This window comes from Mesorhizobium sp. MC2-1-1 (genome assembly GCF_057597255.1).
In genome coordinates, this window is sequence record NZ_CP195205.1 from 1,481,336 (window position 1) to 1,497,843 (window position 16,508).

Below are 16,508 nucleotides of genomic sequence, written 5' to 3' on the forward strand. Positions count from 1 at the left end.
GTGGGGACTCGACCGGGCTTTCTCCTTGGGCGCGCCGCCGCGACGTGGGCGGCGTACCCGATCGCTTGACGCCTTAGCGGACGCTGGCGACCGCGTCCTCACGGCCGTCGTTGATCGTCACCCAAACGCCCGAATTCTCGGTCGATTGACGCTTGAGGTAAGTATAGACAGTCTCGTTCCAGGCGAGCACCTTCGGCTCGAGATTGTCGAGGATGAACTCGCCAAGGCTGGTGCGCACCGTGAGCACCGCATGGCCGTCGCCATTCGGCTGGCGCACGACGGTCATCAGAAGATCGCCGGCCGGCACGCCGGCGGCCATCAGTTCGCGGCGCTTCTCCAGCCCATAATCCTCGCAGTCTCCATAGCCATTGTCCGGATAGGCCCAGTATTCCTCGACGCCGTAATTCTCCAAGTCAGTGCGTGGCTTGATTCGGGTGTTGACCGAATTGTTGACGTTCACGATCGTCGCCCACAGCTTGCGCGTCAGCTCAATCGGCGGCCCCTTCGGCGTCCGTTCATTGCATTCGGCCGGAATGCGCTGGCAGAAATCGTAGTGACCGACCGGCTGGGTGGTGCGGCCACCCGTATGCATGAAAGCCGGTCCTGCGCTTGCCGTCCCCCACGTGAAAAGCTGCATCGCCATTGCCACGAGCAACAGCTTGCCCCTCGTCATCTTCATTGTGGTAGTCTCCCCGTTTGAGAAGACTGTGCCACGATGGGATTTATTCGACGCAAAAACGCGAAGTAGACATTGAGTAAAACGCCAGTAGAATAAATATCAAATTTGAACTATCGCGGTCCCGGATTGTTCAGATTTTCGCCTGGCACGCGCGTGGGCGTTGGGGAAGCTTGCACGACCGGTTTCGCCAGGGGCCACGCAACAAAAAACCGGCCGTAGGGGCCGGTTCACTTCGCGTTTGCGGTGCGGTCGTGTCAGGACCGCGGGGCGTTGAATTCCTGGTCGAGCGTTTCCGGTCGCTGGATGACGGCGAATTCTATGGCCACGCCGTCCTCGAAATGACGCACCACCTGGCCGCGCATGGTTCCAAGCATGACCTGAATGCCGATCGCGGGCTTGACGTCGATCTCGATCGCCGCGCCCGAAAGCGAAAGGTCGATGATGCGGCACTGATACTGGCGCCCATCGGTGAGTTGCAGGACGCTCATCGGATTGCGGGGCGCCACGCGCTCGTGACGACGGTCCTCGGGCAGATCGAGCTCATGCTTGTTGGCAAGCCAGGTGAGCTGAGCGGCAAGCTTGTCCTTCTTGCGTTCCGAGGCGATGACGGTCATGGCGAAACCGTCCTGCGAAGTGCGCGTCACGATACCTTCGACGCGGCCGATATGATCGATATAGGCGATGACCTTCTCGCCCGGCCTGCCGATGCGGTCCGTGCGCAGCGCAACGTTGCCGGGTGACATGTCGATCACCTGGCAAGGATGCTCGGTGCGGTCTTCAAGCATGAAACGGCCGTAAATCTTGACGCGGACGCGCTGAAAGTTGCGCCGCTCAGCTCGTGACGGCACATACTCTACCGCCGCTGACCTCATGACTGCCTACACCCCGTTGGCGTTCCGCGCGACGATGCGTGGAATTTCATCCAGAAGTACAACGAAGCAGGTTAACAAACGGGAAAAATCGGCCGCAAAAGCCCGGGGCCGGAGGCTCGTGCGACGCAGAAAATTCAACCTCATGCGGGAGGAAAATTCGCAGCCGCCAGGATCACTCGTGTCGCCCGCCGTCGAGCACGACGAGGTGGCGGAAACGGCGCGCGCGGCCAAGGGCGGAAATGGTTTCCGGAGGATCGAATTCGCTCGGAACGAGTGAGGGAACCTCAATCGCCGGCCGGTGAGCAAGGAACATCGGCTCCTTCTCGGGGGCTATCACACGGATCGTGTCGATGAGCGCGTCGGCGAGTGGGTCCGCACCCAGCCAGAATGGCTTTGCGGCGGTGCTGATGATGCCGAGGCAGCGCGGGTTCTCGTGACCCCCGTCCAACGGCAGCGCCAGGAGTTCGAATTTGTTGGAGCGGCCATTGCGGCTGAATCCCTCGTAAGTCATGAACAGAACCGATTTCTGGTCGAAGACGCCCTGCATGAGCCGAGACACCAGGCGCTGGTCCTTCTCGCGCCAGAGCGAAGGAAACGAGAAGCCCTTGAGCTCGCGTCCGTAGTAAGCGCAGAGCCTTGTACCGGCCAGCCGGAACACCGCCTCGCCACGCGTGTCGCGCTCGAGGATGAACGTGTCGGCCAGAAGCGACTTGATATCCGCCGGCTCCACTTCCGATCGCTTCGGAGCGAGGCGGCCATCACGCAACTGGTTCCAATATTGGAACAGCGCGATCGATCCTTTTTCTTTCATTTCCATTCCGCTCCGCACAATCTGTCTTTTGATGTCCCATCGGCGAACAGACAGGGTGCCCTCCGATGACCTTCATGCGGTGCGGAGCAGGATGCGTGCCAGTATCGTTAACGTTTGTTCACCCCTCGGGGGCGTTAAGGTTAACAATTGGTTTACATTGCGTGCCGCGGAGGCCTGTGGCACATCAAAACCACTCCAAAACGGTCGCTTCAGCAGCGATCGGCAGCACATAAGTCACGAGTTTACGGGGAGCAGGGGACTCGACCGGCCGTTCAGGGAAATCCTGGACGGCCTTTTTTTGATTCGCCCTGTGGCGATTCGCTGTTTGTGATTCGAATGAGCGTGATCTACATGCTCGCCGAATAGAGTGTCCCGGACCTGCAAGGCTGCATGAGCGAACCTGTAAATCCCGCTGATACCGAACCCAGGCTGGATGAAGCTCTCGAGCCTCGGCGGCGCGAACCCGTCTTCAACCTGCCGCCGGTGGTGCTCGCCTCTATCGGCATTTGCGTGGCGGTCTACCTGCTGCAGCAATATGTGCTGAACGAAACGCAGCAAATGACGCTGCTCTATGACGGGGCTTTCATTCCGGTGCTGTACACCGGCCGGTACGGCTTCGACTGGTTCCTGTTCACTCGTCCGTTCACCTACGCTTTCATGCATGGGAGCGTCGCCCATATCGCCATCAACATGATCTGGCTTGCAGCCTTCGGCTCGCCGCTCGCCAATCGTCTCGGCGCAGTCCGCTTTGCAGTCTTCTACGCCCTCACCGGGCTGGCCTCGGTCGTTCTTTTCTGGGCGCTGCACCCCTACGGCGAGGTGCCGCTCGTGGGCGCATCGGGAGCGATCTCCGGCATGATGGGCGCCGCGGCGCGCTATGGCTTCCGCGTCGATCGTTCGTCCGGCAGAGCGGCCTTCGCCGGCTCGCCGCTGCCGGTCGCCGTCGTGTTGCGCTCCCGCGGCGTCATGACGTTTCTAGGCGTCTGGATGGTCATAAATCTAGCCACCGGCCTGCTCGGCTACGCGCCGGGCATCGACGGTCAGATCGCTTGGGAAGCCCATATCGGCGGTTTTGTCGCCGGCTTTTTCGGACTGCGATTTTTCGACCGGCCGCTGCCTGCGGTATGAGACCCGCTTCCACTTGAAATGCAGCCAATCACGGCGCACCATGTCATCCAAGCACCCGGTGTCTTGCTGAGGGCGCCGGGACAGAAAAGGCCGGTCTGGGCGGGAGCCGGCGTCAACGGCTGCGGAGGACGCCATGACGGTAAAGGCAATTCTGGAAAGCAAGGGCCATGAGGTATTCACGCTCGGACCAAATGAAAAACTGAGCGAGGCCATTCGCATGCTGGCCGAGCACAGGATCGGCGCACTCGTCATCACCAATGGCGACCGCAAGATCGTCGGCATTCTCTCGGAGCGCGACATCGTGCGGGTGGTGGCCAGGGAAGGTGCCGGGGCGCTCGATATCACCGTGCGTTCCGCGATGACGCCCAAGGTGAAGATCTGTAACGAGAACCACACGGTCAACGAGGTCATGGAGATCATGACGAGGGGCCGGTTCCGCCACCTGCCGGTAGAGAAGAACGGCCAGCTCGACGGCATCGTCTCCATTGGCGACGTGGTCAAGCGCCGCATCGAGGATGTCGAGCGCGAAGCCGAGGAGATCAAGCAATACATCGCGACCGCCTGATGCCGGGTGAAAGCCGCCGGCTGTTGCCAGCCGGCGGCGTCTAGCGCGCCCTATCGGTTGTCGAGTTCGGCGCGGACGAGCTCAAGCCCGCGCCGGGTGATGCGGTAAGGGCCGCCGCCCGTCGAGGAAACCGCTTTCTTGCGCCTCAGTTTTCGAAAGAGTTCCAGGTCGAAGCCCGGATAGCGCCAGCCGTCGCGGGTCAGGCACCGGACCGAGGCGATCTTCCTGCTCTCGTTCTTTTCGATTTCTATGCGCCCGCCTTGCGCGAGCAGGTGCAGGATGCGCTGTTCGTTGCGCGATATGTCCATTGGAGAAGAATCCCGGAAAACAACAAAAGCCGCCGCCGCGAAGCTTCGCGGCACGGGGTTTCAGGTTTTATGCCCTGCCTCGCTATGAGGTCAGGGCTTCACCGGGACTGAGCGTAAGTGGACATCCACTCTCCATTGGGATGGGCGTCCTATAGGCGAAAGCCGCCGAAAAGGCCAGAGAGCGGCTTTGCGCCCGTCTTACAAGGCTTGTCTCGCCGGGCGGTTTGCACTAGCGAAGTTGCGCACCCAAAGTGTGCAGTAATGCAACTCCGACAATTTCCAAGTCCGCAGGCTTCCATGAGCATCATCGACACCCGCACCCCCGACGCAAAGCGCCTGATCCCTGGCGCCACCGGCGACTGGGAGATCATCATCGGGCTCGAAGTGCATGCGCAAGTGATCTCGAAGGCCAAGCTTTTCTCCGGAGCCTCGACCTCGTTCGGCGCGGCGCCCAACGCCAATGTCAGCTTGGTCGACGCGGCGATGCCGGGCATGCTGCCGGTCATCAACGAGGAATGCGTCAAGCAGGCGATCCGCACCGGGCTCGGGCTGAAGGCCGCGATCAACCACAAGTCGGTCTTCGACCGGAAGAACTATTTCTATCCGGATCTGCCGCAGGGTTACCAGATCTCGCAGTTCAAGCAGCCGATCGTCGGCGAGGGCAAGGTGATCGTCTCGGTCGGCCCCGATCGCCACGGCGAGTTTGAGGACATCGAGGTCGGCATCGAGCGCCTGCACCTGGAACAGGATGCCGGCAAGTCGATGCACGACCAGCACCCGACCATGTCGTATGTCGATCTGAACCGCTCGGGCGTGGCGCTGATGGAGATCGTCTCCAAACCCGACATTCGCTCGGCCGAGGAGGCCAAGGCATATGTGACCAAGCTGCGCTCGATCATGCGCTATCTCGGCACCTGCGACGGCAACATGGACGAGGGCTCGCTGCGCGCCGATGTCAACGTCTCGGTGCGGCGCCCGGGAGGTGAATTCGGCACCCGCTGCGAGATCAAGAACATGAACTCGATCCGCTTCATCGGCCAGGCCATCGAATATGAGGCGCGCCGCCAGATCGCCATCCTGGAGGATGGCGGCACCATCGACCAGGAGACGCGCCTGTTCGACGCCGTCAAGGGCGAGACGCGCTCGATGCGCTCCAAGGAAGAGGCGCACGACTACCGCTATTTTCCGGACCCCGACCTTCTGCCGCTGGAGTTCGACCAGGCCTATGTCGACGCGCTCGCCAAGGATCTGCCGGAACTGCCCGACGACAAGAAGGCGCGGCTGGTCAATGTGCTCGGCCTATCGGCCTATGACGCGTCGGTCCTGGTGTCGGAAAAGCCGATTGCCGACTATTTCGAGAAGGTGGCTGCCGGCCGCGATGGCAAGCTCGCGGCCAACTGGGTCATCAACGATCTGCTTGGCCAATTGAACAAGGCTGGAAAAGACATTGAAAATGCTCCGGTTTCGCCTGAGCAGCTAGGCGCCGTGCTTGATCTGATCAAGGAAGGCACCATCTCCGGCAAGATCGCCAAGGACCTGTTCGAGATCGTCTGGAACGAGGGCGGCGATCCGCGCCAGCTCGTCGAGAGCCGCGGTATGAAGCAGGTCACCGACACCGGCGCCATCGAGAAGGCCGTCGACGAGGTGATAGCAGCCAACCCGGACAAGGCCGAGCAGGCGCGCGCCAAGCCGACCATGGCAGGCTGGTTCGTCGGCCAGGTGATGAAGGCGACCGGCGGCAAGGCCAACCCGCAGGCGGTCAATGACCTCGTCAAGGCCAAGCTCGGCATCGAATAGGGCGATGTTCGTCCGCACCGCCAGCGAGCGTGATCTTGTTGCGGTTCGCGCGCTGCTGGTCGAGACCTGGCATGCGACCTATGACGCCATCTACGGCGCCGAGCGGGTTGCGGCGATCACCGACGACTGGCATTCGATCGCTTCGCTCAAGGCGCGGCTGACCCGGCCAAATTCCGAGTTCCTGGTCGCCGACGACGGCAAGCGGCTCGGCGGCATGGCTTTCGCCGCCGCAACCGCCGACCCGAAGATCGTCCTTCTGAACCAGCTTTACGTTCATCCGGCCTGCCAGCGGCAGGGAATTGGCCAGCTTCTGCTCGACGAGGTCGAGGCCAGCTTCCCGGAGATGCGCACGCTGCGACTGGAGGTCGAGCCGGCGAATGCCGTGGCGATCGCCTTCTACGAGGCAAACGGGTTCCGGCCGGCGGGCAGGACCGCCAATTGCGGCGGCAATTCGGGACTGCCCGCGCTCATCCTGGAGAAGCGACTCGGCTAGATCTGCTGCAAGCATGCCTGGTCATCGCGCGGTTTTGATTTGATCGCGCCGGTCCGCGCGGTCAAGGCTGCTTCTCTCGGGCGCCGCACCCTCCACAAGGCAGAGGCGTCGTCCGCCATGGGGGATTGCAATGCCGAGCCTGCCGGAACTGATGCCGACCGAAGTGTCGGATGAGACTTTTGGCGGCGTGACCTATCACGTCGCGGGCGAACTGGTGCCGGTGCTGTCGGTCGATGTGACGAACATGCCGGTCTATTTCGAACACCACATCCTGCTCTGGAAGAACACCTCCATCACCATCGGCCTGAAGTCGCTGAAGGGGGCGCTGAAGCGCATGATCGCCGGCATGCAGATCTTCGTCACCGAAGCGTCCGGGCCGGGCGTCATCGCTTTCAGCCGCGACGGACCAGGCCATATCGTGCCGATCCATCTCCGGCGCGGCGAGGAGATCCAGGTGCGCGAGCATCAGTTCCTTGCCGCCACCGCCAGCGTTGACTACACCTTCGAGAGGGTGCGTGGGCTGGGGACGATGCTGTTCGGACAGAGCGGCTTCTTCATCGATCGCTTCCGAGGCGAGACAGGCGACGGCATCGTCTGGCTGCACGGCTACGGCAATGTCTTCGAGAAGGTGCTGGCGGCAGGCGAGTCCATCGACATCGAACCCGGCGGCTGGCTGTTCAAGGATGCTTCGGTGAAGATGGATACCAGGATCGACCGGCTCTCCAGCGGCTTCTTCGGCGCCAACATGAATTTCGTCGTCAATCGCTTCACCGGGCCGGGCCGCGTCGGCATCCAGTCGATGTATCTGCATATGCCGTCGGAAGAGTAGGCGGAGCAATCGAGAAGAGCTCGAAGCGGTTAGGCCTGGCTACTAGGCTTGGCCTCCTTCCGGATTTGCGCCACCCATTAAGTCAGATGGAGCGTATCCGCAGCTGAAGTTCGCGCTGGTCGCCGTTGCCCGTCTTGTCGAAAATGGTCGCCAGTTGCGCCGATCAGGCAGGGATCATTCAGGCGGAGGGGATTTCCACATTGTCGATAAGGCGCGTCGTGCCGAGCCAGGCCGCGGCGAGCAGGCGACCGTCGTGGCTTCGCTGCCAGGGTCCGAGCGTGACGCCAGCGCGGGCGGCGACATAGTCCACCTTTTGGAAGCCCGCCGAGACAAGAGCCTTCGTGGCGGCATCGATGGCGCCGGCTTCCTCGGCGCCTTCCGAAAGCGTCGCCGCCGCGCGGCGCAGGATCATGTTGAGCTTGCGCGCGATGTCGAGCTCGGCCTCGCCGAGATAGGCATTGCGAGACGACATGGCGAGGCCGTGGGCGTCGCGCACGGTCGGCGCGCCGATGATCTCGACCGGCAGGTCGAGATCGCGGCAGAGCTGTCTCACGACACAAAGCTGCTGGTAGTCCTTCTCGCCGAACACGGCGCAGTCCGGCGCCGCCTGCAGAAAGAGCTTGGCGACCACGGTCGCGACCCCGTCGAAGAAGCTTGGCCTGAAGTCCGTCTCGAGCCCCGTAGAAGGACCGCCCACCGAGATCTTCGTGGCGAAACCGGCGGGGTACATGTCGCTTACGCCCGGCGTGAAGGCGAGATGCGCGCCCGCATCCCGCAACCGGTCGAGATCGCGCGCCAGCTGGCGCGGATATTTGTCTAGATCCTCCGTCGGCGCGAACTGCGTCGGGTTGACGAAGATCGAGACGACGCAGCGATCCGCCCGTCCCAGCGCGATCCTGACCAGCGAGATATGGCCGTCATGCAGCGCGCCCATGGTCGGCACCATGGCGATCCTGAGGCCGGCCCGCCGCCAGTCCCGGACTTGCGCGCGAAGGGCGCTGACGCTGTCGACGACGATTGGAGCGTTCATGTCTCGTCCTTGCCGGATGCCGTCGTGAAGACGTGGGCGGGGCCGGGGAAGGCGCGGCTGCGCACCTCGGCGGCGTAGCGCGCCGCCGCGTCCGCGATCACGTCGCGCAAATTGGCGTATTCCTTGACGAATTTGGGGACGCGATCGACAGTCATGCCGACCATGTCGTCGACGACCAGGATCTGGCCGTCGCAGTCGGCGCTTGCGCCGATACCGATCGTCGGTATCGAGATATGACGGGTCAGCTCGGCGGCCACGGTCTCCATCGTGCCTTCGATGACGACGGAAAAGGCGCCGGCTTTCTCCACCGCCTCGGCATCGCGGAACAGGGCTGCGATATTCTCCCTGGTCCGGCCCTTGATCTTGTAGCCGCCGTCCTTCTCTACCGACTGCGGCTGCAGCCCGATATGGCCCATGACCGGTATTCCCTCGGCGACGATCGCCGCGATCTGGGCGGCCATGTCGACACCGCCTTCGAGCTTCACCGCCTGGCAGCCGGTCTCCTCGACGATGCGCCTTGCCGACACCACGGCTTGCGCCGGCGAGGCCTCATAGCTGCCGGCCGGCATGTCGACCACGACGCAGGCCTTGGTCGAGCCGCGCATCACTGCCTGGCCGTGCGCGATCATCATCTCCACAGAAGCGCCGAGCGTCGTGGCATGGCCATGCAGGACCATGGCGACGCTGTCGCCGACCAGAAGCAGGTCTACATGTGGATCGAGCAGGCGGGCGACAGGATAAGTGTAGGCGGTAAGGCAGACGATCGGCACACCGCCCTTGCGGCGGCGAATGTCTTCGGTGTTGATCCGGCTGTCGGCGGACGAATCCCGGGTCAATCGTCACCTCCCTCAAGGCATGCCCGAACACGGGCGGCCGAGCTTTAGAAAGACAGGCAGCGCTTGGCAAGCCGCGCAGTCGCCGGCGTCACGGCTGCATCGATTTAATGCATGTCGCACGGAAGTCTGAAGCGGTTCCGGGATGAGGGCACGCATGGAGAAGAGGACGCACGCGGCATTTGCGCCGCAGACATGGCAAAACCCTTGCCTTCGCGGTGGCGTGACGCCATAAGCAGGGGAAAGGCACGAGCCGCTGCCGCCGCGAGGATCTGGATGAAAACTTTCCTGCTGCAGTTTTTTACCTGGTGGAACAGCCAGACGCTCGGCACCCGTTTTCATACCTGGCGCTTCGGCAAGAAGGTCGGCGAGGACGAGGCAGGCAACGTCTACTACGAGGGCGGCATCGATTCGGAAGGCCGTACCCGCCGCTGGGTCATCTATCGCGACTATTCCGAAGCCTCGCAAATTCCGCCAGGCTGGCATGGTTGGATCCATCACCGCGTCAATACACCTCCATCGGGCGAGAGCTACAAGGCTCGCGAGTGGCAGAAGCCGCATCGGCCGAACCTGACCGGTACGCCCGGCGCCTATCGTCCCCAGGGCTCCATCCTGACCAACCAGCATCGCCCGCAGGTGACTGGCGACTACGACGCCTGGACGCCGGGGTCGTAATCCGTATTCGGGACGCCGCTTCGGTCCTTTGTCGCCACAATTGGCGTTTAGCTGCTTGCTGACAGCACAGCCTCGATTAGCCTTGGGCATTGAAGAATCACCCGGGCGCAACCACCGGTATTTTGCATGAGCTCTTTCGGCCACACTTCAAAGGCGCTGATCGCGGCGGCAACTGTTCTGGTTGCTGCGACGACGGCCTTTGCCGCCGCGCCGGCTCCGGCCCCGGCGCCTGCGTCCTCCGATCGCATCACCAATCCGGTGGCTGAGTTCGCCGGCATCGACAAAATCACCGGCCGCATCATCACTTTCGACGTCTATATCGACGAGACCGTGCAGTTCGGCGCTTTGCAGGTGACGCCGCGCGTCTGCTATTCGCGCCCGGATACGGAACAGCCGAAGACCGATTCCTTCGTGGAGGTCGACGAGATCACGCTGGACCGCAAGATCCGCCGCATCTTCACCGGCTGGATGTTTGCCGAAAGCCCCGGCCTCAACGCCGTCGAGCACGCCGTCTATGACGTCTGGCTCAAGGGCTGCAAGCAGAAGTCGGACGTGCCGCCGCCGACCGCGGCAAAGGCCGAGACGGGCAAGCCGAAGGCCCAGGCCGCCAAGCCCCAGGCTCCGGCGGAGCCGGCCGATACCGCGCCGGCGCCTGCTGACGACGAGCCAGCCAGCACCAACTGATCTCGGAACCTGCCCGCTCGTTGGCCGTTCAAATTCAGGAACGAGGCGAGGAACATTCCGCGATGACCACCACGAAGCCGATCACCGCCAACAAACAGGAGCTTCTCGACATCGAGAAAGGCTTCTGGTCGGGCGATTCCGCCTACTATGAAGCCAATGCCGATGTGGAGTGCCTAGTGGCGTTCCCGCAAATGGCGCAGGCAATGACCAATGCCGATCTTGCAAAGACCGCCACGAAGCCCAACCGATGGCGCGAACTCGACATCGAGCTGAAGGGCATGGTCGAGCCAGGCAGCGACATCGTCATGCTGACTTATGAGGCACGTGCGACGCGAGACAATGGCGAGCCCTATACGGCTCTGGTCAGCAGCGGCTATGTCCATCGCGCCGACGGCTGGAAGATGATGTTCCACGCGCAGACGCCGTTGGATGCGACGCAAGGCTAACCTCAAGGATAGAAGACCGCCTCGCCCTTCAGCGCCTCCGCAAGCATCTTCTCATACTGGCCGCGTGGCACGTCGACGGCACCGAAGCGCTTCAAATGCTCGGTGGTGAACTGAGTGTCGAGCAGCGCGAAGCCGCGCGCCTTCAGCCGCTCGACGAGATAATAGAGACAGGTCTTCGAAGCGTCGGTCTCCCTGGCGAACATGCTTTCGCCGAAGAACACGCGTCCGAGCGAGACGCCGTACAGGCCGCCGACCAGGCGGTCCTCGCGCCAGGCTTCGACCGAATGGCAGTGGCCGAGGCGATATAGGTCGACGTAGGCTTCACGGATCGGCGCGTTGATCCATGTCGAGCGGCGCTCGTCGCGCTTCTCGGCGCAGCCGTCGATCGTCGCCTCGAAATCGAAGTCGTAACGGATGTCGAATGGATGCCTGCGGATTGTCTTCTTGAGGCTGCGCGGTGTGTGGAATCCGTCCAGCGGGATGATGCCGCGCGTTTCCGGTCGCACCCAGAACACTTCCGGATCATTGGCGCTTTCGGCCATCGGGAAGACGCCCGATGCGTAAGCCCTGAGCAGCAGGTCGGTTGGGATGCGATAGCCTGGCGCGTAGGGGCGGGTCATCGCATCCCCGCGCTATTCATCCTTGGCCAGATGTTTTTCCAGCCAGTGGATATCATAGTCGCCATTGGCGATGTCGGGATTGCCGACAAGGTCGCGGAACAGCGGCAGTGTCGTCTTGATGCCGTCGACCACGAACTCATCGAGCGCGCGGCGCAACCGCATCATGCATTCGACGCGGTTGCGGCCATGCACGATGAGCTTGCCGATCAGGCTGTCGTAATAAGGCGGGATCTTGTAGCCGGAATAGACGCCGGAATCGACGCGGATGCCGAGGCCGCCGGGGGTATGGAAATGCGTGATCGTGCCCGGCGAGGGCGTGAAGGTGCGCGGGTCCTCGGCGTTGATGCGGCACTCGATGGCATGGCCGTTGAACTTGATGTCTTCCTGCCGGACCGAAAGCCCGCCGCCGGACGCGACGCGGATCTGCTCGTGCACGAGATCGATGCCGGTGATCGCCTCCGTCACCGGATGCTCGACCTGCAGGCGCGTGTTCATCTCGATGAAGTAGAACTCGCCATTCTCATAGAGGAATTCGATCGTACCGGCGCCGGAATAGCCGAGGTCGGCGATCGCCTTGGCGCATATGCCGCCGATGCGCGAACGCTCCTCCGCGTTGAGCGCCGGGGAGTTGGCTTCCTCCCAGACCTTCTGGTGACGTCGCTGCAGCGAGCAGTCGCGCTCGCCGAAATGCACGCCGCGCCCGGCGCCGTCGCCGAACACCTGAACCTCGATATGGCGCGGCTTCTCCAGATATTTCTCGATATAGACTGCGTCGTCGCCAAAGGCGGCGCCCGCTTCCGACTTTGCCGTCTGCAACGCGACTTCCAGGTCCGCTTCGGTGTGCGCAACCTTCATGCCCCGGCCACCGCCGCCGGCGGAGGCCTTGATGATCACAGGATAGCCGATCTCGGCTGCGACGCGTTTTGCTTCCTTCTCGTCGTTGATCGCGCCTTCTGAGCCAGGCACTACCGGAATTCCGAGACGCTTTGCCGTGCGCTTGGCTTCGATCTTGTCGCCCATGATGCGGATATGGTCGCCGGATGGACCGATGAAGGTGATGTTGTGGGCGGCGAGGATATCGGCGAACTTGGCGTTTTCGGAAAGGAAGCCGTAGCCCGGATGCACGGCGTCGGCGCCGGTGATCTCGCAGGCGGCGACGATCTGATGGATGTTGAGATAGCTCTCGCGCGAGGGCGGCGGGCCGATACAGACGCTCTCGTCGGCGAGCCGCACATGCATGGCGTCGGAATCCGCGGTCGAATGGACGACCACCGTCTGGATGCCGAGTTCCTTGCAGGCGCGTAGCACCCGTAGCGCGATTTCGCCGCGATTGGCGATGAGGATCTTCTGGAACATCTCGCTGTTCCCGGCCTACTCGAGGACGACCAGCGGCATGCCGAACTCGACGGGCTGGGCATCCTCGATCAGGATCGCCGTCACCGTGCCGGCGCGCGGAGAGGGAATCTGGTTCATGGTCTTCATCGCTTCGATGATGAGCAGCGTCTGGCCTTCCTTCACCTTCTGGCCGATCTCGACAAACGGCTTGGCGTCGGGCGAGGGCGCCAGATAGGCAGTGCCCACCATCGGCGACGGCACGGCATTCTTGGACGGGTCTGCGGGCGCCGTGGCTGCGGCCGGCAGAGCCGCCGCCGCGGGAGCCGCGATCGCCGGCAACGGGGCGGCGACGGCGTGGACGGCCTGCGACTGGCGCGAGACGCGCACCTTGAGATCGCCGAGTTCTACCTCGATCTCGGTCAGGTTGGTGTCGTTCAGAATGCCCGCCAGGTCGCGGATCAGTTGCTGGTCAACACCGGTCTTTTTTATCGACATTTTGGAGCCTTCTTCTTGGGGGCCATTCACAGGCGTGCCGCGAGTGCCCGCAGCGCGAGCGTGTAGCCGAGCGGCCCGAATCCGCAGATCATGCCGACGGCGACCGGCGAGACCATGGAGACGTGCCGGAAGGGCTCCCGCGCGTGGATGTTGGAAAGATGGACTTCCGCTACGGGCAGCGGCGCGATGGCGCGGATGGCGTCATGGATGGCGATGGAGGTGTGGCTGTAGGCGCCGGGATTGATCACGATCCCCGCGGCCTTGTCGCCGGCTTCCTGGATCCAGTCGACCAGGTCGCCCTCATGATTGGACTGGCGAAAATCGATCTCGAGGCCGAGCGAGGCGCCAGCCGCCTTGCAATCCTCGGCGATGGCCGCAAGCGTCTTGCCGCCATAAATCCCCGGCTCGCGTTTGCCGAGCGCATTGAGGTTGGGACCGTTGAGGACGAAAATCGTTTTCAATATGCCGACCTTGTTCCGCGCCGACCAAAGTCGGCGACTGCGCCTCTATAATGGGCATAGCCGCCCGCGAAAAGAGCGCAAGTGCGTTCTTTCGCTGTCCACAGTGGCCGGCTTTTGCAGCCGCAAGCGCCTAGAGCGCGCTCTTTGCCTCTTCGATCTTTTCCGCCAGGACCTGCTGGCCGAGCGCTCCGAAGATCACCTCGTTGCCGACCACATAGGACGGCGTGCCGGTGATCGACAGTTTCGTTGCGAGGTCATAGGTGCGCGAAAGCGTTTCGGCGATCCGGGAATCCTTCATCTTCTCGCGTAGCGCCGCCTCGTCGGCACCGAGCGAAAGCGCCACCTTCATGGCGGTCGCTTCGGTGGCGCGGCCCTGACCGCCAAGCAGCGCGGTATGGAATTGGCCGTATTTCTCAGGATGCATCAGGTGGAACGCCATGGAGACGACGCTGGCCTTCTGCGAATCCGGGCTGAGGATCGGGAACTCCTTGAGCACAAAGCGCAGGTCCGGGTCCGACTTGGTGAGTGCCTGCATGTCCTCGATGGCGCGTTTGCAGAAACCGCAATTATAGTCATAGAACTCGACGATCGTGACCTTCCCCTTCGGATTGCCGACGACGCCGTCGAAGGTCGAGTTGAAGATCTCGTCCTTGGCGTCCTTGATGACGCCGAGCGCGGCGAGCCGCTGCTCCTCTTTTTGCTTGGCCTCCAATGCGTCCTGCACCTCGAGCAGAACTTCCGGATTCTTCAGGAGATAATCGCGGATAATGCCCTCGACCTCCTTGCGGTCGATCTTGGTGTCGGCGGAGGCCTTGGTGTCCGTGGACGACGTGGCCTGAGCCACTTGCACTGTGCCGGCCTTCGCGGCCTGCGGGCTTCCCGCAACAAAACCGAAGGCCAGCATGCCGATCGCCACCGCCAGACCGCCAGCACTGCCAAGCAGGATTGCCTTGTTCATCATCGTCGTTCCTTTTGCCTGTTCCGGTCCGCCTTGGTCGCAGCCAACGTCCGGGAGGTTCATTTCAGTTTATTCGATGGCGTGTAGTTTATGATATCCTGGGCGCGAACCCAGCGGGGTTCGCCGCGCTTCAATTTCTGTTGAGCGCGCATGGCGAAGATCTTCGCGTTCTTGTAGTCGCCCGAATAGTAATGGCCCTCGGCGGTTGCGAGGTCGGCGGCTGGAATGTCGCCTTGCTCCCCATAAGCCTGCGCCAGGAAGCGGTAAGCGTCTGCATTCTCCTTGTCCCGCCCGATGCCATTGTTGAGCTGGACCACGGCCTTCTTCAGCGAATCAGGCGTGCCCACCGCCATCAGCGCCTGGCCGAGGGAGACCAGCAGCAATCCCGAATGCGCCGGATCGAGACTGACGGCCTTGGCATAGGCGTCCGCCGCGTCGTTCGGCTTGTTGGCCTTCATCAGGATATCGCCGCGCAACTCTTGGAAATACGGATTCTTCGGCTGCTCCTTGATCAGCGCCGCCGTCTTTGTCAGCGCTGCGCCCGGATTGCCGTAGAGATATGTCTGCTGCGCGTCGCCATAGCGTGAGGCCAGGCTTCCCGGGTTCTTGCGCATCAGCCTCGCAACGGCCGCCTGGCCCTGCATATAGGCGGCGATCTTGATGCGCATCATGTCGTGCCGCTGCTGCAGCGCCGGCGGGTCGACGACGTTGACGAAGGGACTTTGCTTGACGAGCACTTCGAGGTTGGCAATGCGCTCCTGAGGCATCGGATGGCTGATCCGGTAGGGATCAACCTGCGTGCCGGCGAGTGACAACGCGCTCTGGAAGCGGCCGAACGTCTTTAGCATGCCCATGCCGGACTGACCCGTGGCGTTCAGATAGGTGATCGCCGAACGGTCAGCGGTGATCTCTTCGGTGCGCTGGTAGGCGAGGATCGAACGCTGCGCCATCTCGCCGCCGCCGGCGGCGACGCCCATGCCTGCGCCCGCCAAGCCCTTGCTGTTGGTGGTGGCGCCGGCAACAATGGCGCCGGCGCCGAGCAGCGTGGCGATGATGGCCATGGTCTTGGCGCGGTCGAGTTGGTCGCGCAATTTCTGCTGATGGCCGCCCGCTATATGGCCGGCCTCATGCGCGATGACGCCGATGATCTCGTTCGGCGTTTCCGCGGTCACCAGTGCGCCGGTGTTGATGAACAGGCGCCGTCCGGTGACGAAGGCGTTGAAACTCTGATCGTTGACGAGAACGATGTCGATGCCGTCATTGGCAAGCCCCGCCGCCTTGAAGATCGGCCGGGCGTAGTCGCGCACCAGCGCCTCGATCTCGGCGTCGCGCACCACCGGCACGCTCTGTGCGAAGGCGCTGACAGAGCTTGAGACGGCAACGGTGGCGGCAAGCATAAGCGTCGCGAAGCCGCGTGCGGTTCGGCTGAGAGATACTTTGCCAATCGATCGGGGTCGGCTCAACATGATGTCCACTGGTAGACGAGCGG

20 protein-coding genes are annotated in these 16,508 nt (G+C 62.8%); 8 read left to right on the plus strand and 12 right to left on the minus strand.

The genetic code is table 11. From position 1 onward, the window contains the following. Nucleotides 1-73: 73 nt before the first annotated feature. The 3 genes from ACR64R_RS07455 to ACR64R_RS07465 all read right to left on the minus strand — a co-directional run bounded on the left by ACR64R_RS07455 (nt 74) and on the right by ACR64R_RS07465 (nt 2,362). Nucleotides 74-679, minus strand: coding sequence for a transglutaminase-like cysteine peptidase (locus ACR64R_RS07455; RefSeq protein ID WP_487361035.1), 606 nt, complete (start codon nt 677-679; stop codon nt 74-76). Between the two features lie 254 nt (nt 680-933). After that, nucleotides 934-1,551, minus strand: coding sequence for a PilZ domain-containing protein (locus ACR64R_RS07460; protein ID WP_487361036.1), 618 nt, complete (start codon nt 1,549-1,551; stop codon nt 934-936). A gap of 172 nt (nt 1,552-1,723) precedes the next feature. Beyond that, the gene (locus ACR64R_RS07465) at nt 1,724-2,362 is read right to left on the minus strand and encodes a PAS domain-containing protein (protein ID WP_487361037.1); all 639 of its coding nucleotides are present in this window, start codon (nt 2,360-2,362) and stop codon (nt 1,724-1,726) included. A gap of 390 nt (nt 2,363-2,752) precedes the next feature. Between ACR64R_RS07465 and ACR64R_RS07470 the strand changes: the two genes are divergently transcribed. Beyond that, nucleotides 2,753-3,490: a rhomboid family intramembrane serine protease gene (locus tag ACR64R_RS07470; protein ID WP_487361038.1), complete on the plus strand. Its 738-nt coding sequence runs from the start codon at nt 2,753-2,755 to the stop codon at nt 3,488-3,490. Nucleotides 3,491-3,623: 133 nt separating this feature from the next. Next, entirely contained in the window at nt 3,624-4,055 is a 432-nt protein-coding gene (locus ACR64R_RS07475) for a CBS domain-containing protein (protein WP_487361039.1), read from the plus strand. 50 nt (nt 4,056-4,105) lie between these two features. Here the strand turns inward: ACR64R_RS07475 and ACR64R_RS07480 are convergent, their stop codons facing one another. Continuing rightward, nucleotides 4,106-4,363 (minus strand): YjhX family toxin, encoded by a 258-nt coding sequence (locus ACR64R_RS07480; protein ID WP_487361040.1) that lies wholly within the window; start codon nt 4,361-4,363, stop codon nt 4,106-4,108. A gap of 297 nt (nt 4,364-4,660) precedes the next feature. On the opposite strand from ACR64R_RS07480, the gene gatB reads away from it, so the two are divergent. From gatB to ACR64R_RS07495, 3 genes are all read left to right on the plus strand, one after another. Beyond that, entirely contained in the window at nt 4,661-6,160 is a 1,500-nt protein-coding gene (gene gatB, locus ACR64R_RS07485) for an Asp-tRNA(Asn)/Glu-tRNA(Gln) amidotransferase subunit GatB (RefSeq protein ID WP_487361041.1), read from the plus strand. Between the two features lie 4 nt (nt 6,161-6,164). Beyond that, complete coding sequence (locus tag ACR64R_RS07490; protein ID WP_487361042.1) at nt 6,165-6,653, plus strand: N-acetyltransferase family protein; 489 nt, start codon at nt 6,165-6,167, stop codon at nt 6,651-6,653. A 130-nt stretch (nt 6,654-6,783) separates the two neighbouring features. Then, nucleotides 6,784-7,482, plus strand: coding sequence for an AIM24 family protein (locus ACR64R_RS07495; protein WP_487361043.1), 699 nt, complete (start codon nt 6,784-6,786; stop codon nt 7,480-7,482). A 178-nt stretch (nt 7,483-7,660) separates the two neighbouring features. On the opposite strand, the gene panC is transcribed toward ACR64R_RS07495, so the two are convergent. Then, nucleotides 7,661-8,512 carry a pantoate--beta-alanine ligase gene (gene panC, locus ACR64R_RS07500; protein ID WP_487361044.1) on the minus strand — a complete coding sequence of 284 codons (852 nt, stop codon included), beginning with the start codon at nt 8,510-8,512 and terminating at the stop codon, nt 7,661-7,663. Beyond that, nucleotides 8,509-9,348 carry a 3-methyl-2-oxobutanoate hydroxymethyltransferase gene (gene panB, locus ACR64R_RS07505; protein WP_487361045.1) on the minus strand — a complete coding sequence of 280 codons (840 nt, stop codon included), beginning with the start codon at nt 9,346-9,348 and terminating at the stop codon, nt 8,509-8,511. Before panB ends, panC begins: the two co-directional genes overlap by 4 nt. A 273-nt stretch (nt 9,349-9,621) precedes the next feature. Here panB and ACR64R_RS07510 point away from each other — a divergent pair, with 273 nt between their 5' ends. From ACR64R_RS07510 to ACR64R_RS07520, 3 genes are all read left to right on the plus strand, one after another. Continuing rightward, nucleotides 9,622-10,020, plus strand: a complete 399-nt coding sequence (locus tag ACR64R_RS07510; protein WP_487361046.1) for an NADH:ubiquinone oxidoreductase subunit NDUFA12 — start codon at nt 9,622-9,624, stop codon at nt 10,018-10,020. Nucleotides 10,021-10,146: 126 nt separating this feature from the next. Continuing rightward, the gene (locus tag ACR64R_RS07515; protein ID WP_487361047.1) at nt 10,147-10,704 is read left to right on the plus strand and encodes a DUF2155 domain-containing protein; all 558 of its coding nucleotides are present in this window, start codon (nt 10,147-10,149) and stop codon (nt 10,702-10,704) included. A gap of 62 nt (nt 10,705-10,766) precedes the next feature. Continuing rightward, the gene (locus ACR64R_RS07520; RefSeq protein ID WP_487361048.1) at nt 10,767-11,150 is read left to right on the plus strand and encodes a hypothetical protein; all 384 of its coding nucleotides are present in this window, start codon (nt 10,767-10,769) and stop codon (nt 11,148-11,150) included. 2 nt (nt 11,151-11,152) lie between these two features. On the opposite strand, the gene aat is transcribed toward ACR64R_RS07520, so the two are convergent. The 6 genes from aat to ACR64R_RS07550 form a co-directional block, all read right to left on the minus strand. Beyond that, nucleotides 11,153-11,770: a leucyl/phenylalanyl-tRNA--protein transferase gene (gene aat, locus ACR64R_RS07525; RefSeq protein WP_487361049.1), complete on the minus strand. Its 618-nt coding sequence runs from the start codon at nt 11,768-11,770 to the stop codon at nt 11,153-11,155. Nucleotides 11,771-11,782: 12 nt separating this feature from the next. Then, on the minus strand, nt 11,783-13,126 hold the full coding sequence (accC, locus tag ACR64R_RS07530) for an acetyl-CoA carboxylase biotin carboxylase subunit (protein ID WP_487361050.1): 1,344 nt from the start codon (nt 13,124-13,126) through the stop codon (nt 11,783-11,785). Nucleotides 13,127-13,141: 15 nt separating this feature from the next. Next, nucleotides 13,142-13,600 carry an acetyl-CoA carboxylase biotin carboxyl carrier protein gene (accB, locus tag ACR64R_RS07535; RefSeq protein ID WP_487361051.1) on the minus strand — a complete coding sequence of 153 codons (459 nt, stop codon included), beginning with the start codon at nt 13,598-13,600 and terminating at the stop codon, nt 13,142-13,144. Between the two features lie 26 nt (nt 13,601-13,626). Then, nucleotides 13,627-14,061 (minus strand): type II 3-dehydroquinate dehydratase, encoded by a 435-nt coding sequence (aroQ, locus tag ACR64R_RS07540; protein WP_487361052.1) that lies wholly within the window; start codon nt 14,059-14,061, stop codon nt 13,627-13,629. Between the two features lie 130 nt (nt 14,062-14,191). Then, complete coding sequence (locus ACR64R_RS07545) at nt 14,192-15,019, minus strand: DsbA family protein (RefSeq protein ID WP_487361053.1); 828 nt, start codon at nt 15,017-15,019, stop codon at nt 14,192-14,194. Nucleotides 15,020-15,078: 59 nt separating this feature from the next. Next, on the minus strand, nt 15,079-16,485 hold the full coding sequence (locus tag ACR64R_RS07550; RefSeq protein ID WP_487361054.1) for a M48 family metalloprotease: 1,407 nt from the start codon (nt 16,483-16,485) through the stop codon (nt 15,079-15,081). Nucleotides 16,486-16,508: the final 23 nt, after the last annotated feature.